The following is a 25,998-nucleotide window of genomic DNA, read 5'->3' on the forward strand; positions in this document are numbered from 1 at the left end:
AATTGCTAATTTCTATTTTCACTTGTTTTTTAGGGAATCTGTAAATATGTAAAACTCCCCGATTAGCATTAGTTAATCGGGGAGTTTCGCTATTATTATTTCAAGAAATACTCTTAATCGGCGGCTCTATAGAGGTTGAAGTGACCTACATATTCTTGGTCGTCTTCGCCGTCTTCGTGGGTTTTGAGGATATACCAATAGTCACCTGTTGGTAATTCCTTGCCGTTGTATCGACCATCCCATACTTCTCCTGAACGTAAGCTGGTGATATAACGTCCGTAACGATCGTAGATGTCTACCGTTAAGTTTGGATAACTGCGGTATCTATCTGGATCCCAGCCGTCGTTCTGTCCGTCTCCGTTTGGTGTAAAGAAATCGGGTGGTACTGACTTCATATACTCTTTCTCTATAGTGAGCGTTGAGCTACAGCCGTTGCCGTCTATCGCCTCTACAACTACTGTTTTGTAGACTCTCTTACCTACTACTCGTGTGGTTGGATCGCTTGAGCGCAACATATATTCATTTGTACCGTCTTGATAACCATTGAACGTGTAACTATAACTTGATGGGTTACCGCCAACGGCTTGTACTTTTATCTTGTTGATTGCTCTCGGATCGGTAATATCCTTGATTTCTAAACCTCGATAACGGGTTAAGCTCACGGTACTACCCCAAGTTTGTTCACATAGTGGTGCTCCTGGTACATTTGAGTAATAGTATACCGTAAGGGTGTATTGTCCTGTAGGTATAATATCGGTATATCCGTACTTACCTTCTATTCTCTTGAATGGAGTTTTTTGAAGACCTCCATCTACTGAGTAGAGGGTATTGCTCGCTGTACGTTTGTCATCGGCTTGTGAGAACTCTACACGTAAATAGCTGGTGGTGTAAGTAGTGGATACTACTGAACAGTTGAACTGTTCTTTTACATCTACAATATCTAACTTAGGTGCTGATGGTACTGTGATTTGTAAAGATTGTGAGCACTGACCATCGCTGTATTCTAAGAGATAAGTTCCTACTACATTGGTTATAGTGCGTACCGTTCCTGTTGCTGTTACGGTTCCGCTATCTGCTAAAGTACCTGAAGCTGTTTTGAGTGTATAGCTATAAGGTGCTCTACCGCCTTGGATGCTGAATATCAACTGTCCGTTGTTTAAACCGTAGCAGGTTTCGGATACTGTTGAGGCATTGACTTGTAACAAATCGGGTTCTACTATAGTGAAGCTGTGTTCTAATTCACAATTGATCTCGCCATTAGATCTCACTTTCACTGTATAAGTACCTGCCGATAAACCTGTGTATCGGCTGTTTGCTGCATCGAACGTGCCGGCTTCTGGTTCAATAGTATAAGTATAACTATTGGTTGCGCCGTTTACCACAAAGGTTATCGTTCCATCGTTTACTCCATAACAGCTCATATCGGTTTTTGTTACCGTTGTTGCCGTTAAACTGTTGTAAGCTGTTACATTTACTGTAAGGCTGGTTGTACAACCATTGAGGTGTGCAAAGGTGATGGTGTGAGTACCTGCTGTTACTCCTGTAAATTTACCTGAGTTTTGTGGTGCTGCTCCGTCTAAACTGAAGCTTACCGCTCCTGTGTAGCTGGCGCTGACCGTTGCGTTGATCGTATTGACTACGGTATTGTTACCACAACCGTAACTTACTGTTGCTGTGGCTTGCATATCTACACCTTCTTTTATCAATACTGATACTTCGGTTGTACAAGAGTGTGCATCTTTCACCGTGATGGTGTGGGTTCCTACTGATAAGCCTGTATACAAGGTCTTATCTACTGTCCAAGCTCCACCGTCGATTGAGGTACTGTACGATTGGGTTCCTCCAGTGATGGTTATCGATACGGTACCATCGCCTGCTCCATAACATACCTCATCGGTTTGTTTATCGATGATGGCATTCAATACATCGGGTTCGTTGATCTTGAAGACCTCATCTACAAAGCAACCATTCTTATCTTGGGCTCTTACTACGTATTCTCCTCGAGCAAGTCGTGTGAAGTAGCCTTCGGATACAAATCTATCTAATCGTGGACTGATTGCGTATTGTATATCACCTGCGCCTCCGGTTACCGTCATTGAGATGGTACCATCACGCATTCCGTTACAAGTGATATCAGTGGTTGCAGTTGCTACTGTAAAGGCTGGTGATTCACCTATATTTACTGTTGCTGTTTGTACGCAATCTACGCTGGTTACCTCTACTTGGTAAGTACCACTTGCTAAGCCTGAGAATGCCCAGTCGGTAGCATTTACTTGGGTTGCTGAAACTGTTTGTGCAATTCCGCCTTTGTACAATTTGTACTGATAGTTACCCAATGCTCCGGTTGCTGAGAAGGTGATACGCGCTGAACTTTCTCCGTTACACTTCACAAAGGCATCGGCTGTATTCACGTGCAAGGCTAAAGGTTCTAAAGCTGCTATGGTTATCTTATTAGATACTTTAGATGTACAGCCATTGGCATCTTTTACATAGAACTCGTAATCGCCTACATCGGCTGCATTGACCGTAACGGTACTTCCTACCGTTGTAGTCAATCCGCCTTTTATTTGATAATAAGTATAAGCTCCTGTGCCTCCTGTTGCTACAAGTGATATTGTAGCTGGGGAATGACAAGTAAGTGGACTGGTAATACCGGCTACTATATTGAGTTCGGCAGGTTCGGTTACCTCTACTTCTATCTGTGATTCACATCCCCATCCATCGGTGATCATCAACACATATTCTCGTGCGTCTAATCCTGTGAAAGTGGTATTAGTTTGTGCGCCTCGTACAATAGCTCCTCCTTTTTCTTTCAATTCGTAAGTGTAGTTGCCACTACCTCCTGTGATGCTTTGTACGCTTATCACCCCTGTTCGATCGCTGAAGCAATTTACATTGGTTACTGTTACTGTCGCATCGATAGGATCGGGTGCTGCCATCACTTGGGTTACTATTGTTACACATCCATTTTCATCTTTTACCTCTACTGTATAAGTTCCTGTTGATAAACCTTCAAAGAGTGAGGTGCTGGTATAAGTTCCATATACTGGATGGGCTGTACCATTGTGGGACAAACGATATTCGTAATTGCCCCATCCTCCAGTAGCTTCTACATTAAAGGTTCCTGTTTGACCAACGCCACACTTGATGCGATCGGTGACTGTAGGGGTAGCTGTAAGTGCCGTTGCTGGCTCGGATACCATTACTTGGGTGCTAGTTACCGTACAATTTGGCGCATCGGTTTGGTCTACTCTTACCACATAGTTACCTTTTGGTAAACCGCTGATTACCGCTTTACGCACCGCATCTGGACTGCCTATTTGGGTTTGCAAACTACCTACTGGAGCAACCGTAGGACTTACTGTGTAGGCTTGGTAAGCTATCGGACCTTGGTAACCACTGAAGGTAATGGTAATCTCTCCATTGCTATCTCCCACACAGCTCACTGGTTTACTTTGGGCTACACTTACTTCCATCGCTCTATATTCGTTTACGGTATAAGATACGGTGGCATAGCAGCCTGTTTCTCTATCGGTTACTTTGATAGTATAGTAACCTGGAGCATTGAAGTGTACTGTTGCTACATTCGCTCCTGTTGTAAGGGTTTGTGTTGATGGCGTTGGGGTTGCCACACTACCATTGGCTGTTACCTCTACTATATAACCGAGGTTCTTACCTCCTACTATAGTGAAGTTCACTGTTTCGGATTGATTACAACTGATGGTTGTCAATCGGGTGGCTTTTATCTCACTGATGCGTTGTAGTGGTGGTACTACCAATGGGGTGTAGACGGCTCTACAGCCATTGGCATCCTCTACATTCACTATCACGGTTTGTGTGGCACTACCTGCACTTGTGAGGCTGTAAACACTGCTGCTTATCCAGCCTGAAGTGGTGGTGCTTGTACCATCAAATACTTGATAATTGTATTTGTAAGGTTGTGTACCGCCTTGCGCTACTGCTGAGATAATTGCTTGTTGGGCATTGTTATCAGCATCACATCTGTAGTGTGTGGTTACCGTAGTGGTATTGCTCACTATCAAGGTGGCTGGTGCGCCTATGACAATTGTCTCAGTTTTAGTACAGTTGCGCGCCGAGGTGAGTGTTACAGTGTAAGTACCCGCTGGCATAGCTATAAACTCTATGTCCTTAGGTGTGGTGTTCACCGTTTCACTGCGGGTAAAGCCGCCACTACCTACTATATTGATTTGATAATCGGTTTGTGTTTGGGTACCTGGTATGGTAATTTTTAACTTACCATCGCTGCTACCACTACAGCTCACTGCTGTTGTAGTGTAAGTAAAGCTTACTGCCGCTGCATCAGTTACTGCAAAGGTGTGGGTTTGGGTAGGACAACCTGTTGCTATATCGTATACCGATACTTCATAATTACCTGCTGGTACATTTGTAAATCCGTTGGTAGTGGATGTAGTGCTCACTCCTGTACCTAAGTTCTTAAGGGTATAACGCAAGCTTGGTGAATCGCCTCCTGCATAAGTGACACTAACTGTCGCTCCTGTATTCGGTGTACAAGTTACTTGCTTGATAAAGCGTACGCCTACTCCTTCTACCGGTTCGTATAAGGTTACCGATTGGGTAAGGGTTACTGTACAACCCCAAGAATCGGATATCGCTACTTGGTAATTACCTGCACTTAAGTTTTGGAACTCGGTGCTGGTTTGTGCTCCGCCTTGTGCTACCCCATCTTTGATGAGTTGATACAAGTAGTTCGCGCCTTCACCTCCCGTTACACTTCTCACTCCTATGGCTCCCGTACCATTGGTACAGTTCGCATTGGTTACCGTAAGTGTACCACTAATAGTTGTTGGGGTGGCTATGGTTACTGTACTGCTAAGGGTTGTAGGACAACCTCCGTTGTCTTTTACTAATACTCTATAAGTACCTGGGGTTAAGCCTGTGCGTACACTTGTGTTTGTCCACACTTCAAAGCCTGGAGCTGCTTGACCGATATAGTACTGATATGTGCCCCAACCGCCGGTTACATTTTCTATGGCTATCTCTCCACTGTTGTAAGTAGGTGCGCTAGCACAAGTTGCCTGACGTACTGTAACGCTCGCTGTAACAGACGCTGTTGGTTCTTCTATCTTGAAGCTATATACTTGCTCACAAGCTGTATTGTTATCTTTTACAGTTACTGTATAGGTATTAGGAGCTAAACCTGCTATGTTGAAGGTTGCTGTTGTGCCCGTTGCTGTAAATGGTGCGGATGGTGCAATCGTTCCTCCTGCTGGGGTTACGGTTACATTATAAGCGTGACCACTTACTGTATTGCTAAGGGTAAAGGTAGCGGTACCATCGTTAGCGCCTTTACAACCTACATTCTTCACTTGTGGGTTTACAATGCTGAAGTTGTTAGGGTTAGGTGAGATGTACAACTTGCTCACTGTACAGCCTGTGGCTTTGTTGGCTACCCAGAATGTGTAAGTTCTGTTAGGGGCTATGGTAAAGCTATTGCTTGTTTGCCAGCCGCCTGTTGTTGGGGTGATCGCTCCCGTAGGGGCGGTAGCTCCTTGATAATACAACAACTGACCGGTAAATGGTGCTCCTGAACTTTGGGTTGCACTGATGGTGATGGTCTCACTCGCATTACAAGTTCCTGAAGTGGTTACCGTAAAGTCGATCTTATCGACATCAAAAGCTTCAAACGGTTTGATTACCACTGAGGTTTGGGTGCTACAACCATTGGCATCGATAGCGGTGATGGTTACTGTGCCTCCTGCTGTATTTCCTATGCTAAAGCTATTGCCTGTGCCTGATACAGTACCGTACAAGTACTCTATTCTATAAGGTTGTGTTCCGCCTTGTACTGCCCCACTTGGCACTGTGATTTGAGCTTGTTGTACACTGCCTGAGCTTCCACAACTGAACTCTTGTTTGTTGTTCTCTATCACTGTTTTGCTAAGGGTAAGTGCGGTAGGCTCTTTCACAGTTGCTGTATAGGTGCTTTGACAGCCATTAGCCGTTACTGTAATGGTGTATACTCCTGCCGTTAAACCTCTCACTTCTCTATTGACTATTGATGATGATGGAACTGCTCCACTTGGCCCTTGTACTGCATAAGTAAATGTTCCTACAGTGGCTGCATTGACCTCTGTGAGGTAAATCGCTCCATCATTACCTCCGGCACAAGTTACTGTTTTTACCGAAGTGGTTATCTCTGGGCGTTCAGCAGTACGTACTGTGATGCTCTTAGTATAACTACCGCAAGTGCCTGATGTACTCTTATCTCTTACTGTTACGGTATATACACCTACAGCCGTTACATTGATGGTCGCTTTATATTGACCTCCTACTTGTGGTATTGCAATAGGTCCTGTTGGTGTACCGCCTGGATTTATATAGCTATATTCGTAGTCACCTGAACCATTGTCTACCTTTATAGTGATTTCGGCTCCTCCGCCTCCACATCCTAATGGTGTGGTTAATGCTATATCTGCCTCTAACGCATTGGTGATGCTCACGGTTTTAGTAGCTATACATCCTGTAGATTTATCTCGGATTTGTACATCATACGGCCCTGCTACCAAGTTAGCAAATACATTGCTGCTTTGGTAATCTAAACCTCCATCTATTGAGTATTCGTAACCGTTGAGTTCTGTTCCTGTTGCTGGGGTTCCTGAAGCTCCTGTTTTAGCTTGTGGCTCAACAGTGAGGGTGTACTGTCCATCGGAACAACCTATTACAGTGGCTTTTGCAATTCTTGGAGATGGCGTTACTGTAAAGGTGTATGTACCTAAAGTAGCTTTACATCCATATTGGTCTTCCATCTCTAATTTTACTCCAAAACTATAAGCTCCACTTGGATAGGTTGGCATTGCTGGAGTGGCTATATTATCTTTTACTATCTGTACTCTTGAGCTTCCTGTAACTATTGGTGCTCTGAAAGTAACTCCTGCTGTTGTTGGAGTTACTGTGTACCTATAAGTACCTCCACCTCCCGTAGGATTTTGTACCTCTAAAACTCCATCGCTATCACAAGTAATTGTAGCGGTTTGTGATACCGTAGCTGAAAGCGTTGCTAATTCTCGTATATGCAAGTCTCTACTACCCCACTTACAACTTCCTTCGCTGATAATAGCGTAGTATGTTTTGTTTGCACTGAGGGTAAAGGTAGACAAGATAGACTCGCCTCCCGGTCCTGGCATAGCTGCTGTACCATTGATAGGTGCTGATGTTACAGGATCTATAGCTATCGCATTGGTTGCTTTGTCATACACTGCCCAATTGATACTGGTTGAGGCTCCTGAGTTATATGCAGTGCTACGACGTACTTTAAGCGTTGCATTACCATTAGAGCCGTGACAGGCTGGATTGCCCTCAAGCATTGCACTGATCGCTGGTGAGGATACACTCGCATAGATGTCTCCTGTGTAGGCTGCCTCACATCCACTGGCATCTTTAACTCCAAAGGTATAGGTACGACCTACTACTAAACCTGTGAACACGTGTGTGCGTGAGTTCACACTTCCTGCTACATAGGTTCCTCCATTGAGATTAAACTGATAAGGTGGTTGTCCATAACCTGGAGCTACTGTTACCGTAGCGGTAAACAATGGGTTACCTGCCGCTGTACAGTTCTGTACGTACTGTTCTAAATTGGTGGTTACACTTACGCCTCCAATTGGCAACGGTACTACATAAGCCATCGCTGCTGTACTACATACATTAGGCGCTGTAGCACTCGGACGTGTTGCAAAACGCACTTGGATGGTTCTGCCTGGCTCGGTTACTCCTGATATAGGAAGTATGTAATGTGGATTGTTTAGCATTGGATGCCAAGTACCACTATTGTTAAACTCATAGTATATTTGGTTACCGCCTGCTCGGTAGGCTGTCCAAGCATCATTACCCATTGTAAGGGTAAGGGTGGCTGCTGAACCTGTGGATGCACAACTTCCTACTGTTGCCGATAAGGTTATCGTAGCGGTAAGTGCTGGCATATCGGCTAAAGTAACATTTTGTGTCGCATTACAGCCGTATTTATCGGTTACTGTTACTGAGTATACTCCTGCTGCTACATTGGCTATCGTATAGGTGTTGGTCGCTATACCTGTATAAGTGGCTATTACTGGGGTTCCTCCATTGCCATAACGCACGGTAAAGTTGCCATCGCCTTGAATGTTTTTCAACACTATCTTTCCTGTCGCTGATCCTTGACACGTAGGCGTTACTGTCGACGCTGTAAAGGCTACATTATCGGCTTTCTTCACTATTACTTGATGCGTTTTTACGCAACCTGCAGAACGTACATAAACTGTCCAAGTTTGTACTGCCTCACTAAAGTGTGGAATCACTTTGCTCGTATCGTTTAGATGGTAATTAGGCAATCCACTGCCTAATACATAAGCGTATTCGATATTGCTTGTTCCTACTCCTCCTGAGGCTATTACCTCTATCTTCGCATTGGTATTACAACTACTTTGGTGGGTTACCCTTACTGTACTATTTAACGATGGGTAAATACGCACTTGGGTGGCTGTACTACAACCATAACCATCGGTAACGGTGATGCTATAGCTGCCTTGGGTAAGCCCCGTAAAGGTATGGGTGGTGCCATTGGCTGGTAAAACTACCGCCGCATTGTTATTTAACCTTACTTTGTAATTGCCATTACCACTGTTGATCTTCACTTCTATTACTCCATCTCCATTGTTTGAATAACAAGTGGTTGCTGATGTAGTAAGCGTTATAGCTGCTGGAGTGGTTACTGTAAAGACTCCTGTGAGCTGTGCACTACAACCATTCTTATCTTTTACTATAAAGGTAGGGGTGCCTGGAGCTATGCCTGTAAAGACATTGTTTGTTTGGGTAGTGGTCGTTCCCACTCCTTGATAGATATAAGTATACGGTGGTGTTCCGCCACCTGCTGTAAGCGTTACTCGTGCTTTGTTGTTGTTTGAACACATCGCTGGCTCGCTAATGGTTGCCGTAAGGGTAAGCGCATTGGGCTCGGTGATGGTTACTGTACGGGTAAGCAAACAGTTACCGTTATGACTAAAGGTAATGGTATGAACTCCTGCATTGAGCCCGTCTACCTCAAAGGTCGCTGCTGTTGTAGGAATTGTATATCCTATTCCTGAACGAGTTGTTCCATCTACTGATACTCGGTAGCTACCTCCGTGTAGGTTCTCCATCTTGAAGGTTACCTTACCAGTACTCAAACTTTTACAAGTTACACCGGTTTGACTTACTACACTCGCCTTAAACTCTTTACCTGAGGGAACTACTACTTGCTTGGTGATTTCTTGTTCGCAAGATTTTGCTTCTTGGTAAACAATAATATCATCGATAGCAAAGTCATTACCTCCGCTTCCTACTGTTAAATTTCTAAATTCTATACGGAAAGAAGTCGCTGCCCCTGGATTCAACTCTCCTGAGAACTCTTGCCAATCTAAATCGTGTCGGTTATCGCGAAGAATTCCTGAGGTTGTTCTCGCCAATATATTATTGCTGGCATCTACTAAACTTACTTGTATATTAGGTCGTATGATAGGACTGTGGCATTCTTCTTTCTCTAAACTATACAAATATACTTTAAATTTAACTGGCTGATTAGGCACTACATCTTGTACCTCTTTGTAATAGAATCGTGTACCGCCTGGTGCTACTACTCCATTATTCATTACAAAGAATCTTCCTTGTGCATCTGTTCCATTGCTCGTATGGTCTTTTGGCATTCTCCAACACCAACCTGGACAAGGAGATGCTCCTGCTTGATTGGCAATTGCATAAGTCCCTTCCTCTAAACAGCCTGTAAGTTTACAAGTCCAATTTGATGGTACTATTGACGCTAAACAAGTTGTAGGCCCTGAACCAAAACTTTCTTCTATCAATATACTTGAAGCTGGAAGATTAGTGTCCTTATATTTTATCGTTACTGTATAACTGCCTGGTGCTAAACCTGTAATGGTAGCGGTTGTACCTGTAGCGGTTTTGCCATCTATTTCATAAGTATAATCGTAAGAGGTTGGGGTACCTGTAAAGCGTACCGTAGCCTTACCGTTACAATCATAACCTGTAATGGTGTATGTCGTGCCTGTAGGTTCTGGAATTCTCGCTGTTACTGTTACTGTAAGTCCTAATTCACAACCTTTAGCATCTTTTATATACACTGTATGGGTGCCTGCTGGTAACCAAGCTGTTTTACTGTTGCCATAGTTGCCATCGAACTTATATTGATATGGTGGAGTGCCTCCACTTGGGTTGGTAATGCGTACCTCTGCCTTATCTTTATTGGCTCCCGTGCCACAACCTATAAGTTGTGATACTCCTGCAAAACCTTGTAATGGATTCGCAGGTTGGGTTATAGTGACATTTTTAATGGTTTCACAATTGTTGGCATCAACTACTTTTACAATATAGCTCTTAGCTGCTAAATTTGTAAATACTAGCTGACTGCCTTTATTCACTCCATCTAAGAAGACTTTATAAGGTGCTTTGCCTCCTGAAATTGTTAAGGATATAGTTCCATTATTAGCTCCATAACAACCTACTGTTGTTGTACTTACTGTTACTGTTGGCGCTACAGCAGCTACTAATGTAGCCGTTCCTGTGATAATACAACCTTTGCTATCGGTAACTTCGATTGTATATGCTCCTGGGGTTGCTGTTTCATAAGTGGCTGTATTGCCTACTACATTTTGAAGACTTTGTACTAAAGCCCCGCCCTGTTTCACTACATAACGGTAAGGTGGATTTCCATCTTTTACCTTGAGTTCTATCTTCCCTTTATTGCCCGGAAATACGTTACAAGAGATGTCCTTCGATACTGTCGCTCCTGTTCCTCCATCGATAGAAAGCGGTTTCTTGATTTCAACAGTGTAGGTGGCTTTACAACTGTGTTTATCTATTACCGTAAAGGTGTGTGTGCCGGGATCTAAATTATTATATATATAGGTAGTCGCATTTTGAGTAGCTACCGTTGTTCCATTGTGCTGGAATACATAAGGCGCTGTGTTTGTGTTGTTGGATGTGCGTACCTGTACCTCTACCTTGCCCTTAACTCCGCCTTGCAAACAATAGTTGTTGTTCGCCGTATTGGTCGTAGCGGTCAAGGTGAGTGTTGGAGCATTTATCACTGTGAGAGAACCTCCACTTTGACAACCATTAGCATCACGAACTGATACTATATATATTCCTGTTTGGGTAATCGTAAACTTAGGTGAGGTTTGGTAGTCGTACAACACTTGGGAGGTAGTGTCTTGCAACTTATATTGCAAAGTACCTGTACCCCCTGTTGCCGAAACTACTGCTTCGGTTACTCCATTACATCCTAAAATTAGATCGTCGGGAAGTATTATAACCAAATTAGGTGGTACCGTGATTGAGAAGGTACGACTGACCTCACAGTTGGCGTTGTTTTGTTCTGCACGGAATTTTATAGTATGATTACCTGCATCAATATTTGTCCATTTGAAAATAGACCCTGCTGTGTAGGCTTGGAATGCTGCACCGTCTTTGCTTACATAATAAGTAGATGGGGCATTTTTAAGTGTTATCTGGTATTCTCCTTTTTGATTATTACACTTAGGTTGTATAATTTTTTCTGTTGTTGGATCTACTCCAAAGGCTTTATCATTATCTACAGTTACTGTAAGGGTATGAGTAAAGCCACAAGCCTCAGGTTCTTGGTAGAGGTAGATATCATCTAACACCAAATCGTTACCTCCTAATACAATGTTATTAGATCTAACAACGGCATATAAGACTGTATTATTACCTGGATTTAAATCTACATTAAATTCTTCCCAGATATCATTATCATTGACACCTCTACCACGTATATAGCCTATAGGTTTAGAGACTAATGCGGCAGAAGATCCTGTTGTTATATCAGCTTCGTTTTTGTAGAGTTCTAAGGTAAGATTAGGGTCGGTAGAAGGTCCCCATTGACCATTACCAACGTTTAAGTTGAAAGCAGCAATAGAGAAACGTATAGGTTTGTTAGGCAATATATCGGTCATTTTACGACTATACATTACTCCACCTATACCTACAGCACTTCCGACATTGATAAACAACATTCTACCATTAGTTATACGTGCACCATTGACACGGGTATGGTCGTTAGGGCGACGAGGGAAGTGGTTAGGGTTTAAGCGTGCTGCCACAACATATTGCGCATCGTGTAAGTAGGCTATTTGATATTGATTTAGGGTACCTCCTAAAGCATTGTACAAAGGATTAGAGTAATCTTGAGGTTGGAAGAAATATACAGGTGCGATATAAGGGGTTTTAGCGTGAGCGCCAGCACCAAAGTCTTCTAAGAAAAGTATATTTTTGCTTGGAGGATTGGCATCGGCGTACTTAATAGTAATAGTATGTGTACCAGGGGTAAGATTTGAAAAGACATTGCTACCCGCAGGATGACCATCTATTTCATAGGTATAGGTATAAGTACTTTTGTTGTTACCCACTGTAACTATTCCTTTTCCTAAGCAATCATAGGTAATAGAAGGAGTGAAAACAGGTTCTGTGATTTTTTTAGGAACAACAACCTTTAAATTAGTACGTATACAACCTATCTTATCACGTACTGATAGGTTATAAGTCCCCGGTAGCAACCAACGTTGGTGAGTGGTTGTCCATACTCCATCACCAAAGTTATACTCATAAGGTTTTACACCTCCTTGTACATTAGAGAAACGCACCAAGGCTTTATCTTCATTAGCTCCTGTACCGCAACCTATTAATTTTTCTACTCCTGCAGAGGCAATGAGGTTACCACCAATAGCATTACCCATTGTGCGTGTAGAAGATATAGTACAAGAAGCAGTGCTACCATACTTATAACGCAAGGTAGGGGTATAAGTTTTACCTGGCACAAGATTAACAAATTCACGACCTGATTGGAAAGAAGTACCATCTACACTATATTCATAGGTATAGGTTACGGTGCTCTGAGGTTCACTGAAAGTAATTTTAGCTTTTGCTCCACAATCAATAAGGGCATCGGTAACTGTGAAAGTAGGTGCAGGTAAGGTTTGTATAGATTTTGTTGTTTGTGTTGAACAACCATTAGCATCTACTATTGTAAAGTTATAAGTACCTGCTGAAGTTACTTCAAAATCATAATAATCACCTGTGAAATTATTAAAATAAGTTACGCCATCACGTGTAAACTGATAAGTAGCACCTTTAGTACCACCACTTGCTGTTACACGTATTACTCCGGTTCCACACATTATAGGTGATAATACCGTAGCAGTGGCTTTGAGTTCAGGTATTTTTTTAATTTCTACTGTTTGGGTAACTGTACAACCATAAGTATTCTCTAAACTCACCTGATATCTACCATCGTTGAAATAGTTTTGGAAGTCTACTACATTCACAGGATTAGCTGTGGTAGCTGTTACTTTGGTTACTGTACTTCCGTTGTTACTCACTACTATATCATAAGGTGGATAGGGAGCATCGGTAAGTTCTATGCGCATACCCCCTTTGCTATTGGCACACGCCATAGGTGTTACTGTTACTTTGAGTTTGGGTTCGCGTTTTTTTACAAAGATATTATCGATTTCGAACACACAAGGTACTGTAGTAGTTTTAGTAACTGTTTGTTTGATAAGTACTCTATAGGTACCCTGATTATTAATTGGAAAATTAGGGGAGTTTTGATAATTTGTAATGGTACTTGTACCTTGTAGTAAAGCATATTGATAGCCCGTAGCTGGTACATCTTTGATAGTGATAAGTCCTTTGGTAGTACAAATAACATCCTTTACCTCAGCTTTAGGAGCTAAGTTATTTTTGGTAATTTTGAAATAATAGTACACTACACAATTACCACCTCCATTGCTATAAGTTACTACTAAACGATAGTCACCTTCTTGATTAAATGTATATTGGGTGGTAGTGCCGTTGTTAGTATGCACATTTGCCCAAGTACAATTATAGGATTCAAGGCTTGGAGGGCATTCTTTAAAGCGAGTTGCTTCAGCTGCATTACAAGTACCTTTTTTTTGCCATACGAAGTTTATAGCATTAGAAATGCTCACTTTAAAATTTACAGAAGCATTAGCACCACACAAATACACCTGAGGATAATACTGACCATTATCTGGACAGACGTATAGTTCTCCATTGACTTGTTTGTTTTGAATCATTTTATGGATAGGGTGATCGGCTTCGGCAGGATTGGGTTTTACCTCGTAGATTTCGTACATAGTAGCACAACCAGCTTTGGTTTTTGTTACTTTATAAGTACCAGCTTCGGAAACGGTAAGGACGCGATTAGTACCTTTTTGACCTATATTACCTCCTGCTGTTTTTTCCCACTTATAGCTATCAAAGCCATCGGCAGCTGTAAGTACAGCATTGGCTTGACAGAGGGTAACGGTTTCTTTATAGGCACAATTGGTAAAATCGGTATTTACAGTGAAAAGGGTTGGAGCTGCTGTTCCTGAGTCGCAAGAACCCGCTTGGGGAAAACTTTTAGTTGTAAAACCATCGGAAGTAGGATTTTCTACTCCATTATAAGTAGCCGAAACACTATTTGCTATTTGATTAGCACAAGGGTCACGCCAATCATTACAGTTATTAGCTACTTGTACACCAAAGGATATTTCTTGCCAAGCGCTAAATTTTTTGACTAAATTATTAGGTACTGTGAATTTTATTTCACGGGTGTTAGTATTGTATGATGTAAATGTAACTCCTGAAGGTACATTGATACTAGTTACTTTGTTTTGTAAACTATTAGGAAGCACCTCTGTAATTACTAAATTTTTAGCATCGTCATTTCCAGTATTTCTGAAGCGGATTTTATAGCGAAGAGAAGCGCCAAAGGCTATATTGGTAGCGTTGGTAACATCATTATTAGCTACATCGTATACGCGTTTTTCCATCACAATATGAGGGGCGATTACCTCCACATTGAAAGCGAAGAAGAATGGGTAGTATGAATCTTGTACTGTATAAGGGCTGATTGTAGCTGTAGTAGCGTTGTTATGCAGAAGATTATTGCCATTATTAGGCAAATTGAAGATACCTGCATCGAAACCAAGCAGGTTAGTAGATTTAGGATTTCTATCGAGATTGGCTCCTGTTTCATTGGTGATACTACTATTGAAGAAGTTGTTTTGATTACGACCAGGAGCTGATATTTCAGTTCCATTGATGCGAAGTTTATCACCATAAATTCCTATTTCTCCTTCTAAAGCTGCAAAACCAATTCTAGCTTTTACTGGACCTGAAGGTACGGTTTTAAATCCTGATATACTAATATCTGGATAGCGACCGCTTCTCACTACTGAAAAACCGTCAAATAAAGTGATATTACGGCTCTCACGAGCCAAATCTTCGTACACTATTACTAAATTCCAACCTGCGGCATATCCTGCTCCTGAATCTTCAGTACCGAAAGGGGCTTGCATATCGGCAACAGTGTAAGTAGCTCCTATATTTGTAAGTAAATTAGTAACATCAGCACGATATACATACGCTCTCTGACCTTTGTTTTGATCCCAGCCTGTAGAGCTCACGATGTGATTACCATCATAGACTTTATGACCTACAAGATTGTGGTAAGCTCCATTACCTATTTTGAATTTTACCTGACCAAATTTTGATCTTTCCAAACGAGGATTACGCTGGTTGTCTACCCTTTCTTGTGTATAGGCGGCTGCCCAATACAAATAAGCTTTTATTACTCGCTTGTTACAAGTAGACACAGGCTCTTTTACATCAGCTGAACTGGAGTTAAAAGTACTCGGATCATTATCAACATCGGTATATTCCATATTGATACGAGAGTTGTCGTGATCTCCATTATATGGGGTATTGGCAGGACGCGAATCTCCTTTATTGAGTATAGCGTTACCCACTATAATCATATCCCCTTTCACCGTTTGTTGAAAAAGAGGTGTAAATGGTATATCTTGAGCAACCGTTGTAACAATTGTTGCTAAAAAGAAACATTGTAATAGTATAAACTTTTTCATATTGATATGAATGTATTTCTTAAAAATGCTAATTACTGAGAATGAAAATATGTGTAGAAATTGACACACTTAGGGTTTCACGCGCAAAAATACAGTATTATTTTTACATTCCAATGCTTTATCAAGACTTTAACATCATTTTAACACTTATGTAACGAATATTTTTTACCTAACTTACACATATATTGTATAAAAATAAAAATTAGAAAAGTTGTTTTTTTATGTTATATTAACAGTGCTAGATACGATAGCCTCTGATCTTCCGAAGAGTAAAAGCCTATGTAGGGCGTAAAGTGCAAGATTATAATAAGGCTGTAGGGAATGATGATATTTACAAAAAAAGGTAGTTTGTCGTTTCTCAATGGTATGAATTTTGTACTTTTGCTTCATCAAAAAAATATTACTTTATGAAGAAAATCATTTTTATAGCATTACTATGCTGGGCTGGGACTACTTTAAGTGCACAAAGTAGTGAAGAAATACAAAAAGAACGCACGGGCTATGAGCAACCTTATCATCCTGAAGAAGATGGGTATATGCGTATCAACCAGCTATTGCAACAGGCTAAAAAAGAAAACAAGAAAGTACTCGTACAAATTGGTGGTAACTGGTGTGTGTGGTGCTTGCGATTCAATCACTTAGTAACTACCAATCCTGAATTGAAGAAAATTCTCAACAAGAAATATATCTATTACCACTTAAATTTTTCACCTGAAAACGAGAATGAAAAGGCTTTTAAAAAGTATGGTAATCCTGGAGTACAATACGGTTATCCTGCATTCCTTATCCTGAGTTCTAAAGGCGAAGTGCTCTTCACTCAAAAAAGTGAAGATTTAGAAGATGGTAAAGGATACGATCCTAAAAAGGTTAAGAAATTTCTACAAGGAAGGTTATAAATTAGCTAATTTGGCGATTTGCCAATTCATCAATGATATTAATTACTTCTAAAGCCTCACTTGCAGGTACGGGGTTTTCTTTTTTTCCTATGAGGGCTTGATAGAAATCTTCGTAAAACTGTCCATAATTGCCGTGTTGAGCTGTGGTGAGTGTGCGACTTTCAAGCGTATGCAAAATGCCATTAGGCTCTTGAATATTTGGTAACCAAGGTGTAGGAGCAGGAATAGTTCCTGCCACTAAAGCAGTTTCTTGTCCGTCAAAACGCTGTTGCAAAAAACTGCCTTTAGTACCGTGTAACACGTATTCCCATTGGCGTTCTAAGGCAAAAGTAGAAGATTTGAGTCGTACGCGCAACTGATTGTCATAGAAGCATATCACTTCAAAATAATCGTCGGTTTGAGTACCTTTGCGGAGGTAACCCAAATCGGCGTATATTTTTATTGGATTTCCAAAGAGTTGTAAGGCTTGGTCTATAAGGTGTGCCCCCAAATCATAAAGTGCTCCTCCCCCACTTTTAGCAGTTTCTTTATGAGCTTTAGCACTGATACTATCACGGAATCTATCAAAGCGTATTTCTACTTCTTTAAGTTCGCCTAATACCCCACTTTCTAGTATTTCCTTTACCTTTAAGTAATCACCATCATAACGACGATTTTGATAAACCGTGAGTAACTTTCCTTTTTCTTTAGCTAAAGTATCAAGAGCACGAGCTTCTTCAGCAGTTACTGTAAAAGGTTTTTCAACTAATACGTGTTTTCCTGTTAAAAGGGCTTCCTTGGCATATTCATAATGGGTTTGTACGGGAGTATTGACAACTACCACATCTACCGAAGGGTCTTGTAGCATTTCGGCTACTGAACGATACAATTTACTTTTGGGATATAATTCACGAGATTCTGAGCGATAGCGTTCTACCACCGCATAAAGGTTGAGATGAGGATGTTGAGCGATAAAAGGAGCGTGAAACACACGTCCGCTCATTCCAAAACTACAAAGTGCTATATTCATTTTTTAGGTAACAAATAACAAGTAAGAGGTATCAAAATGTTAATCTTTAACTATTAATACTCCATAGATATTCTCAAAAAGCTCTTGCATTCTTTGATAATCACTTTGGCGAATAGCAAGGTGTAACTCACAATTTTCGGTAAGTAACTGCTGGGTGATATTGAGGTTTTGCTCCTTTACTACGCGCATTACTTTGTTCATTAATGGATATTCAAAACGGATACACAACTCTTCGGTAATGAGTTTTTCTTCAATTTCAGCTTCTTGCAGGGTAAGTTGGGCAGTAGTTTTATAGGCTTGTACTAATCCGCCGACACCTAACTTAATTCCTCCAAAATAACGCACCACTATGACTAGTATATTAGTGAGCTCAAAGGACTGAATTTGCCCGTAAATAGGTATACCTGCCGTGTTATTAGGCTCACCGTCATCGTTAGCACGATAGCGTTGGTTAGTACCATAACCTAATTGCCACGCATAACACCAATGTCGTGCTGAAAAATGAGCTTTTTTTACTTCTTCAAGATGCGCTTTTATCTCCTCTTCAGAGGTAACTGGAAAAGCATAGCCGAGAAATTTACTACTCTTCTCTTTAAAGATTACCTCTTGTACAGAGGAAGCTATGGTTTTATAAGTATCCATTATTCAGGTGTCAGGTGTCAGGTTTCAGGTGTCAGGGGTTATTGAAAGGTGTATTTCACTGAGAGTCCTGTACGGATAGTGGTCATAGGGAAGGCTGTAGAAATAGCCGATTTAGAGAAATTGTATTGGAAATAATACGATGCCAAGAGGTTACGACTGAGGGCATACTCGGCAGTGAGATTACCTAACCAAGAGGTTTGTCCTGCAGTTACTTGGTTGTTAAATATTTCCATATTACGTATTACGGTAAACTCATTGAGGTAAGAAAGCGTACCTTTGAGCACCAAATCACTCTTCAGCGTAGTGAGATTACCATTCACTCGAGTTACAAAAGTCAAGTTTTTAAATCGATATCCTAATCCAAATTTATATTCTCGTTTGAGGATTTCGGTAAGATAATCATTGTCTAAACTGATAGAAATGGTGCGATCGCGGTTGAACTCTGCCAAGAGACTCATAGAGTTTTTAAGTTCCATATCGGCACGGATAAGCGGATTGAACTGCTCAGCAAGGGTAACCGTAGAATACAATTTCTCATTTAGAAAATCGCCTGCTACATTCGTTTTATTAGGATTTGCAGGTTCATATTCCAAATTGGTGCGGAACTCACTAAGTGAATAGCTCGCGCGATAGCCGTGTGCCAATGAGAAACGGCGGAAAGTATTCTTAATAAACTCAATACGCATCAAGCCTGTATAACGCACATTCCATTCAGGGATAGGAATATTTTTGAACGCATCAAGAGACACACCACTGGCATTACCACCTGAATAAGCCGCAAAGAACGCTGGAATCATCACCGCCTGACTTTTTTTGCTGTATCCTATAGGATAACCCTCGGCATCTACTGATGAAGGATTCAAGCCGCGAGCCTCAGCTAAACGGCGTGCGACGGTGAGCCGGTTATCTTTAAAGCGTTCAAAGGCAGCCGAGTTGTACTCGTCTATTTTGTTGAAAGCAGTTGCGATGAGGTTGGTAGAAATATTAAAGCTACCTACCTGATTGCCTACTAATTTGTTGTATACAAAATTGCGCACCTCAAAGGTTTCGGTATAGTTTTCTGTAAATTGCCTATTAGCCTTTAAGTTGATTTGCAAATCAGGGATTGGTTGCAAATTAGCGGTGAGCAAGAGTTGTTTTTCTTGTGATTTGATATATTGGTCGTTGAAATCAGCAAATTCAGTAAGCTGACCGCGCTTAGCCATTTCGTAGCGCAAATCGGTTTGGTCACCAAACATAAAGCCTACCGAAGGTTTGAACGTACCCAAGAATCCTACTTGCTGGGTGTAGCCAGGGATGGTGCGAGCATTAGTAACTGAATAGTTCACACCAGCAGTTTTAATCATCGTTAAAAGCGTTTTTCCAACACTTGCTTTCTCACCTCTTGGGGTAGCTTTCACGCCTAAGTAGCGATAGAGCTGATCGAAAGTAAGGTTTGCGGTAAAGTTATGAGTGTTACCATTTTGCAAGGTATTCACGTCTTGGCGTGCCAATTGCAAGAGGGTTTGAGACCCACGTTGGTAATCAAAATCACCTGAATATGTATAGTTGGCACGTAAGAACTCAAAGTAAGGGAACTTTGCAAATGGCAATTCGTAATTCACTTGGAATTTAGAGAAGAAGTGATCAGGAGTTCCTAAATCCCAGAAGTTATTCCACAACGATACCTCTCTATCTACTCCTGATATATCACCATTGGCATCATACCTATAGTAATTGCGAATGATACTATTGTTAGTTGCATTGAAATTGAGTCGCAATGATTTGGTGAGATTATAGTTGATAGCATATTGGTGATTCATCAAGTAATTGCGTTGTTGCAATTCTGGCAAAGCGCGTTGCTGACTTGCATTTACACCATCGAAATGCACATCGCGGAACAACTGCTTAGTAAACGAACGATTAACATCTGCAGTGAACATAATGCTTGTTGGCAAAATGTTCAGATTCATATCAGCCAACCACTGCCAATAACGTTTGCCTGCAAATTTGCTACTCTTTTTGAAAGGCTCTACCGTTGTAGGTTTAAACGTATAGTTGTACATAAAGCCTGCCCGTACTTGTTGCTCATCTTCATAACTAAGTTCGTAATCGCGGTGGTTTTTCTCGTTATAAGCGTAGTTGAAAGTAAAGTTTTCGATGTTGTAGATATGGTTCTTTTGTCCTTCAGCTAAGTTTTTCTTCACCCCGATAAGGTTGATACCGCGTCGCAAGGTATAATCTTCGGCTTGTCGCTTGATAATTTCACGTTCATTTTCATTTTGGGCAACATCCAAGCGGTCTTGCAATCTGATATCTTGATATACAGGATCATACTCTGGTGTTGAGAGCTTTTGAGAGTGATTCAAACCTACGGGTATTTGCATATTCCACTTAGGAGGCAAGAGTTTCCCTGCATTGATATTCATCATCACGTCGTACTCACGGGTACTTTCGAGCGCACGTTGGTTAGGTGCTTGATCTACAGCCCCAAAGCCGACAGTGTGCATACGTCCTGTAGCCGAAATATTCAGTAATTCAGAAGCATTAGCATCCAATGAACCAACGGCAGCCCAGCCACCGCGATTTTCTAATTCGGCAACACGGAGTTCGTTGAACCAAAACTCACCACTGAGGTCGTGCCCCGATGCATTTTTAATTCCCAACATCACCGCACGCACGCTACCTAAGGATGGATTTCCTTTGATGACATAGCGGTTTTGCCCCGCGATATGAGGAGTAGTGTAAGGACTAGTAATTACATTAAAATTGTGATCGTAATACGTTTCATCACTCAGTCCTCCTACACTTCTAAGCTTGATAGCTTTGAGCTTAGTGAGCACTTCCATTGGGATATTCAGTTCGTTTTCTTTAGGCCATATTAGGTAATCGGCACTTGCTCCTGCAGGAGTTACCTGCAAGGGAACTTCTATTTGATAGTAGTTGTTATTGAAATCTGTACCTATTCGTATAAAAGCCACTGCCTGATTATCGGTTAAAGCATTGTTCTTATAGGCTTCGGCGTGTACAAACATCTTGATATATTTGTATTGTCGCAAGTCAAAACGCAAGGCTTTATACACTGCACGGCTATCCTGATCTCTAAGGTCGCGCACAATGTACGACAAGGCTTGTTCGTTTTGTTCTACCAAAGTATTATTGGTATTGATACGTTCGCGGTGCACCCCCGGTGGCATACGATAAGGAATAGGCTGGCGATTTTCGTTCTCGATGAGGTTAACGGAGTTGATTTCGACGGTAGTAGCTGAAGTAACCCCCAAACTTTCATTGAGTGGATAATTGTAGTAGCGCCAATCACCACGAATAAGGTCGAGTGTACCGAAGCGTAAGAGCATCTCGTTTTGGAAACCAGTGAGATACATACGCATATGTGTCATCGAATTGATGATGTTAATTTGCTCAGTTTTAGAAACCGTTCCTACAGGGAAGCTATAGCCTTCACGCCATAGTGCACCACTGGCAATTGGTATTTTGTACTGTATCCAGCGGGCAGACACCTGTTGTCCATTGGGGGCTTCTATTGAAACTGTACGAATATCATTCACATAAGGGTCGGAAGTAGTGATATTAGGGTGCATACGTACGCGATATTCAAGGTAGTTATTGGCGGTATTCATCGTATAATCGCCATTGATATCCTCATGATCAGGTATGGTTGTAGAACCTCTATTGCTATCGGTATTATTTACGGGTGAGTTGCCTTGAGTACCATTATAGTTGTAGTAACGATTAAGGATACCCCCGCTACGTGCCAAGAAATACTCATAGTTATCCATCGCAGGGTCATTAGGCGAGGTAGCGAGGTTGTTCGTATAGATATTTCTTTCATCGGTATCGGTAAGTCCGTCGAGCCCTATATCTTGCAAAGCGCGGTTAGAAGGATTCTCATCGAAAGCATAAACTAAGGATTGAGCGGCAGGCACTTTCCCCCAAGAAGTTTGGTTAGTGCTAGCGGTAGACGAAAGTCCTGGCAAGCCATTTTCATATTGCTTACGACCATCTTTGAGTACATCTTCAGAGATATTTCCTAAGTTGAACACCAACTCCCCATTACCACTGTATTCACCTGAATAGTAAGGATCCATTACCCAGAATTGTAGGAACTCTATATTGCTTTCTTGGAAATCAGAATAGCTCATACCACGCATAATCCCCCCCCATTTATTTTCGGTATTGAAAGAAGGGCTGTTGTTATAAGGGCCTTTTACATTAGGATAGTAAGCCAAATCCAAAGTAGTTTGTACAAGTGATTGTCCTTGCGCTAATTGCTGTTGTGGGAAGATTTCTTCTATAAAAATACGGCGAGTACTATTTTTAGAAATTTCATTACTGTTTATATCCGAAGGTTTTTGACCTGAATAGAATACAGGGTCGATGGTATACCACGCCAATTTAGCACGCCCAAAACCATTGCGCAAGTTATTAGCATCGGTAGGGTTGCTACCGTAAAGCGTACGTGAAGCTGTGCCACTACCTTGTCCAAACTCTAAAGGTGGACTCGCTAATTTCCAAGCCAGAGGTGAACGTATATCAATAGTAGCTTGAGCTGACTCAAAATCATCTAAATATACAGTAGTTTCACCGTTGAAATCATCGGCTTTCGGGGTGCCTGCTCTCAAATAAGCAAACTCACCACGCAGTGAGAGGTTAGAAGGAGCATCGCTTTTAATCGTAGGAATACGATTCACCCAGCGAGTAAGGAAGGGCAACTCAGTAGAATAGGTAGCTCCTACCCCAAAGATAGTATTGTTCACACTCTCTTGTCCGTAGCTAGTTTTCTGAGTATAAGGACGTTCACGTAAATTTACAATAGCCCCATTTACGATGAACTTATCGCTGAACTTATGTTCCACATTCACACCCATATAGCGCGTGGTCTGTCCGCCAAAAATCAAGTTGTTTTCTACGGATACTTGTATAGGTAAATTAGAAGCTTCTAAACTTGCGTTGATAATTTCCACTGTACCCGATTGGTAATCCACCAAATAGTCGATACCCTCCACGAGTATACGTCCACCTGCCGTTACGGTTACCGAACCCCGCGGGACGTTGAAAGCCCCTAAGGATATGCCCCGACGTGAGGAAGCTTTGTAGCGACCTTTCATTACGAACTTGTTCTTATCGCCATCCATTTGGGCTTGTGACTTAGTGTTTTTATACAGTGAAGTATATACGTACTTTTTCTGATTGTTGTTATAAGAAAGAGGGTTGCCGTAATCTGTTCCTCCTCCTAAAGTGTTGTAGAGAAAACTACCAAAAGGTTCTACTTTAGTAAAGAAGATTTTGCCGTACTGTTCATCGATAGTAATGCCAGGTAGGTAATCGAAGAAACCATCCCCTCCTGGTTGTGGGTCGTTGTATTTATTGAGGCGATCGAAATTAAAAAGGTTGAGCAAAATACGATCGTCTAAGCTCGCAGGCCAACCTACATTATCCACCTTTTCTATATAGTTGATAGGCGACGGATTAGAATAAAAGATATTCATACGAAAATCTTCAGCTGAAAGTCGCGCTGTACCTACCGAATAAACGTTTTTCATCATCAAATCCCAAATAGGGTCATTCACGTTCAAACGGTTGCTTTTGAGCATCTTCAGTACTAAAAGGTTATTGGTAATAGCATTGTTTCCCCCACCGTAAATCTGGTTAGTAGTTGCCGAAATACCATCATTAGCAAATTCACCTACTTGGTACACTTGGCTACCATAGGTATATTGGTAGGCTACTGCGAGTACTTCATCACTGCTCAAAGCTGTAACAAGTGAAATATAACCAAGTTTATTATCTACTTTATAATCAACTCCTTCTTCGAGTTTTCGCGCATTTTCAATGATAGCATAGTCATACCCCTGACTTACATACGAAGCATTTGTACCAAAACCTTGTTGTACTGTTGCCACATCGCGAATTGCCTCAGTAAGCACCGAATTAGGTGTACCTAACTTTGTAGGGTCGTATTTATTAGCACCATTGGCAGGCATATTGTTAGTAGTGGCATTGAAGAAAGCTGCACCTGCTTTATCTCCCAAACGGGTATTCACTTGTTTAGGTTCTCCTAAGTCCTGCAATGCCAAAATATTGCGAATATTACCCATACGGCTATTGCGGTTGGTAACCCATACCTCTAAACGAGTAATTTGTACTTTACTATTAATGAAAGGATAGTTCTCTAAAGCGCGGTCATAATTATCGCGAAAGAATTGTGCTAGGAAGAAGTTGCGATTTTCGTCGTAGTCTAAAGCTGAAAATTCAAATTCGGTAATGGTGCCACCTCCTTGTGCGCTCACCGTTTTGCGTTCAGACTTCTGTTCAGAAAATACTCCTGTGATAGTGGTACGCCCAAACTTTAGTTCAGTTTTCACCCCAAACAGACTTTGGGAGCCCGTAATCAGTGAGTTAGACATTGGCATTGAGATATTTCCTAACTCTACTTTCTGTACGATATCATCTTCATCGGGAGCGTACTCTAATTTGAAGACATTTTGAAAATCAAAAGAAGCTTGAGTGTCGTACTGAGCATTGAGTTTCAACCTTGTTCCTATTTTACCAGTAAGTCCTAAACTGATGCGTTGTTCAAAATCTAATCCCCACGAGCTTCGGTAACGCGGACTCACTATAGGGTTATCATTACGTGTATAACGAACTCCTAAGTCTACCCCTACACTCCCTTGCGGTGTGAGTTCTATATTGCGCCCCCCAAAGATACTCTCAAAAAAATCGGAATTTATGTACAACTCAGGCAATAAGTTGCGTTGTGCTTTTTTCTTATCGGTAGTACCTGTTGTCGTATCACCCAAAGTTGCGAGTTTCTCATCGTAATACGCTTTCATACGCTCACGCAGTACCAAGTTCTCGTATTCCTTTACAGTAAGAAACATAGGTGTTCTAAGGTCATACTTACCGATTTTTTCAGTATACACATAGCGATCAAGAGTAGGGTTATATGTGTACTGCTGTACAATACTCTTAGGTTGCTCTAAGCCCACACGCCCAATGCCATTGCGCACTGTCGTCTCGGTTTGAGAACCTTCTGTAGTAGTGGGAGTTACTTGAGCTTGAGTTGTTAAAACACTGAAAAAGAGTAGTATGAATAGTGTATAAGTATATTTCATAATGGGGTACAGATACATTATAGGGAATATAAATCGGGGCAAAGATAAAAAACTATTGACAATTTGTAATTAATAATTAACATTTTTAACAATCGTTAATTACAGTGCAAGGTATTAGAGTTTTGACACAAAGGCTAAGTTTTAGGAAAATGTTTAGTGATGAATAAGTAATTTTGGCAATAGTTTTTAACTCTACTTTTCTATATCAAATAATATAGTAATCCAATTTATTTATTCTATCTTTGCCCTAAAAAGTTCCTGAATTTTAGTTTTTTCAAACACAAAATCATTTATAGAAAAAAATTGACAAGCTCAATAACTTTTTTTAAACACAAATTTACTAAATGAAAGAAAATAACATTGAATTAGAAAAGATC

5 protein-coding genes are annotated in these 25,998 nt (G+C 41.2%); 1 reads left to right on the forward strand and 4 read right to left on the reverse strand.

Features of this window, described 5'->3' with window-relative positions; translation table 11 throughout:
* Window positions 1–113 precede the first annotated feature (113 nt).
* Complete coding sequence (locus CBG49_RS12790; RefSeq protein WP_088594772.1) at window positions 114–15,962, reverse strand: T9SS type B sorting domain-containing protein; 15,849 nt, start codon at window positions 15,960–15,962, stop codon at window positions 114–116.
* A 407-nt stretch (window positions 15,963–16,369) separates the two neighbouring features.
* On the opposite strand from CBG49_RS12790, the gene CBG49_RS12795 reads away from it, so the two are divergent.
* Window positions 16,370–16,858: a thioredoxin family protein gene (locus CBG49_RS12795; protein ID WP_088594773.1), complete on the forward strand. Its 489-nt coding sequence runs from the start codon at window positions 16,370–16,372 to the stop codon at window positions 16,856–16,858.
* A gap of 1 nt (window position 16,859) precedes the next feature.
* Here CBG49_RS12795 and CBG49_RS12800 read toward each other — a convergent pair whose 3' ends face one another.
* The 3 genes from CBG49_RS12800 to sov are packed head-to-tail and all read right to left on the reverse strand — an operon-like array spanning window position 16,860 to window position 25,621.
* Entirely contained in the window at window positions 16,860–17,867 is a 1,008-nt protein-coding gene (locus CBG49_RS12800; protein ID WP_088594774.1) for a Gfo/Idh/MocA family protein, read from the reverse strand.
* Between the two features lie 39 nt (window positions 17,868–17,906).
* Window positions 17,907–18,509, reverse strand: a complete 603-nt coding sequence (locus CBG49_RS12805; RefSeq protein WP_088594775.1) for an IMPACT family protein — start codon at window positions 18,507–18,509, stop codon at window positions 17,907–17,909.
* Window positions 18,510–18,547: 38 nt separating this feature from the next.
* Window positions 18,548–25,621 (reverse strand): T9SS outer membrane translocon Sov/SprA, encoded by a 7,074-nt coding sequence (gene sov, locus CBG49_RS12810; protein ID WP_088595334.1) that lies wholly within the window; start codon window positions 25,619–25,621, stop codon window positions 18,548–18,550.
* Between the last annotated feature and the right edge of the window lie 377 nt (window positions 25,622–25,998).

This window comes from Capnocytophaga endodontalis (genome assembly GCF_002209445.1).
GTDB lineage: Bacteria > Bacteroidota > Bacteroidia > Flavobacteriales > Flavobacteriaceae > Capnocytophaga > Capnocytophaga periodontitidis.

Bases quoted from the DNA above. Each gene is read 5' to 3' on its own strand.
- CBG49_RS12790 (WP_088594772.1), bottom strand. From the start codon at position 15,962: ATGAAAAAGTTTATACTATTACAATGTTTCTTTTTAGCAACAATTGTT.
- CBG49_RS12795 (WP_088594773.1), top strand. From the start codon at position 16,370: ATGAAGAAAATCATTTTTATAGCATTACTATGCTGGGCTGGGACTACT.
- CBG49_RS12800 (WP_088594774.1), bottom strand. From the start codon at position 17,867: ATGAATATAGCACTTTGTAGTTTTGGAATGAGCGGACGTGTGTTTCAC.
- CBG49_RS12805 (WP_088594775.1), bottom strand. From the start codon at position 18,509: ATGGATACTTATAAAACCATAGCTTCCTCTGTACAAGAGGTAATCTTT.
- sov (WP_088595334.1), bottom strand. From the start codon at position 25,621: ATGAAATATACTTATACACTATTCATACTACTCTTTTTCAGTGTTTTA.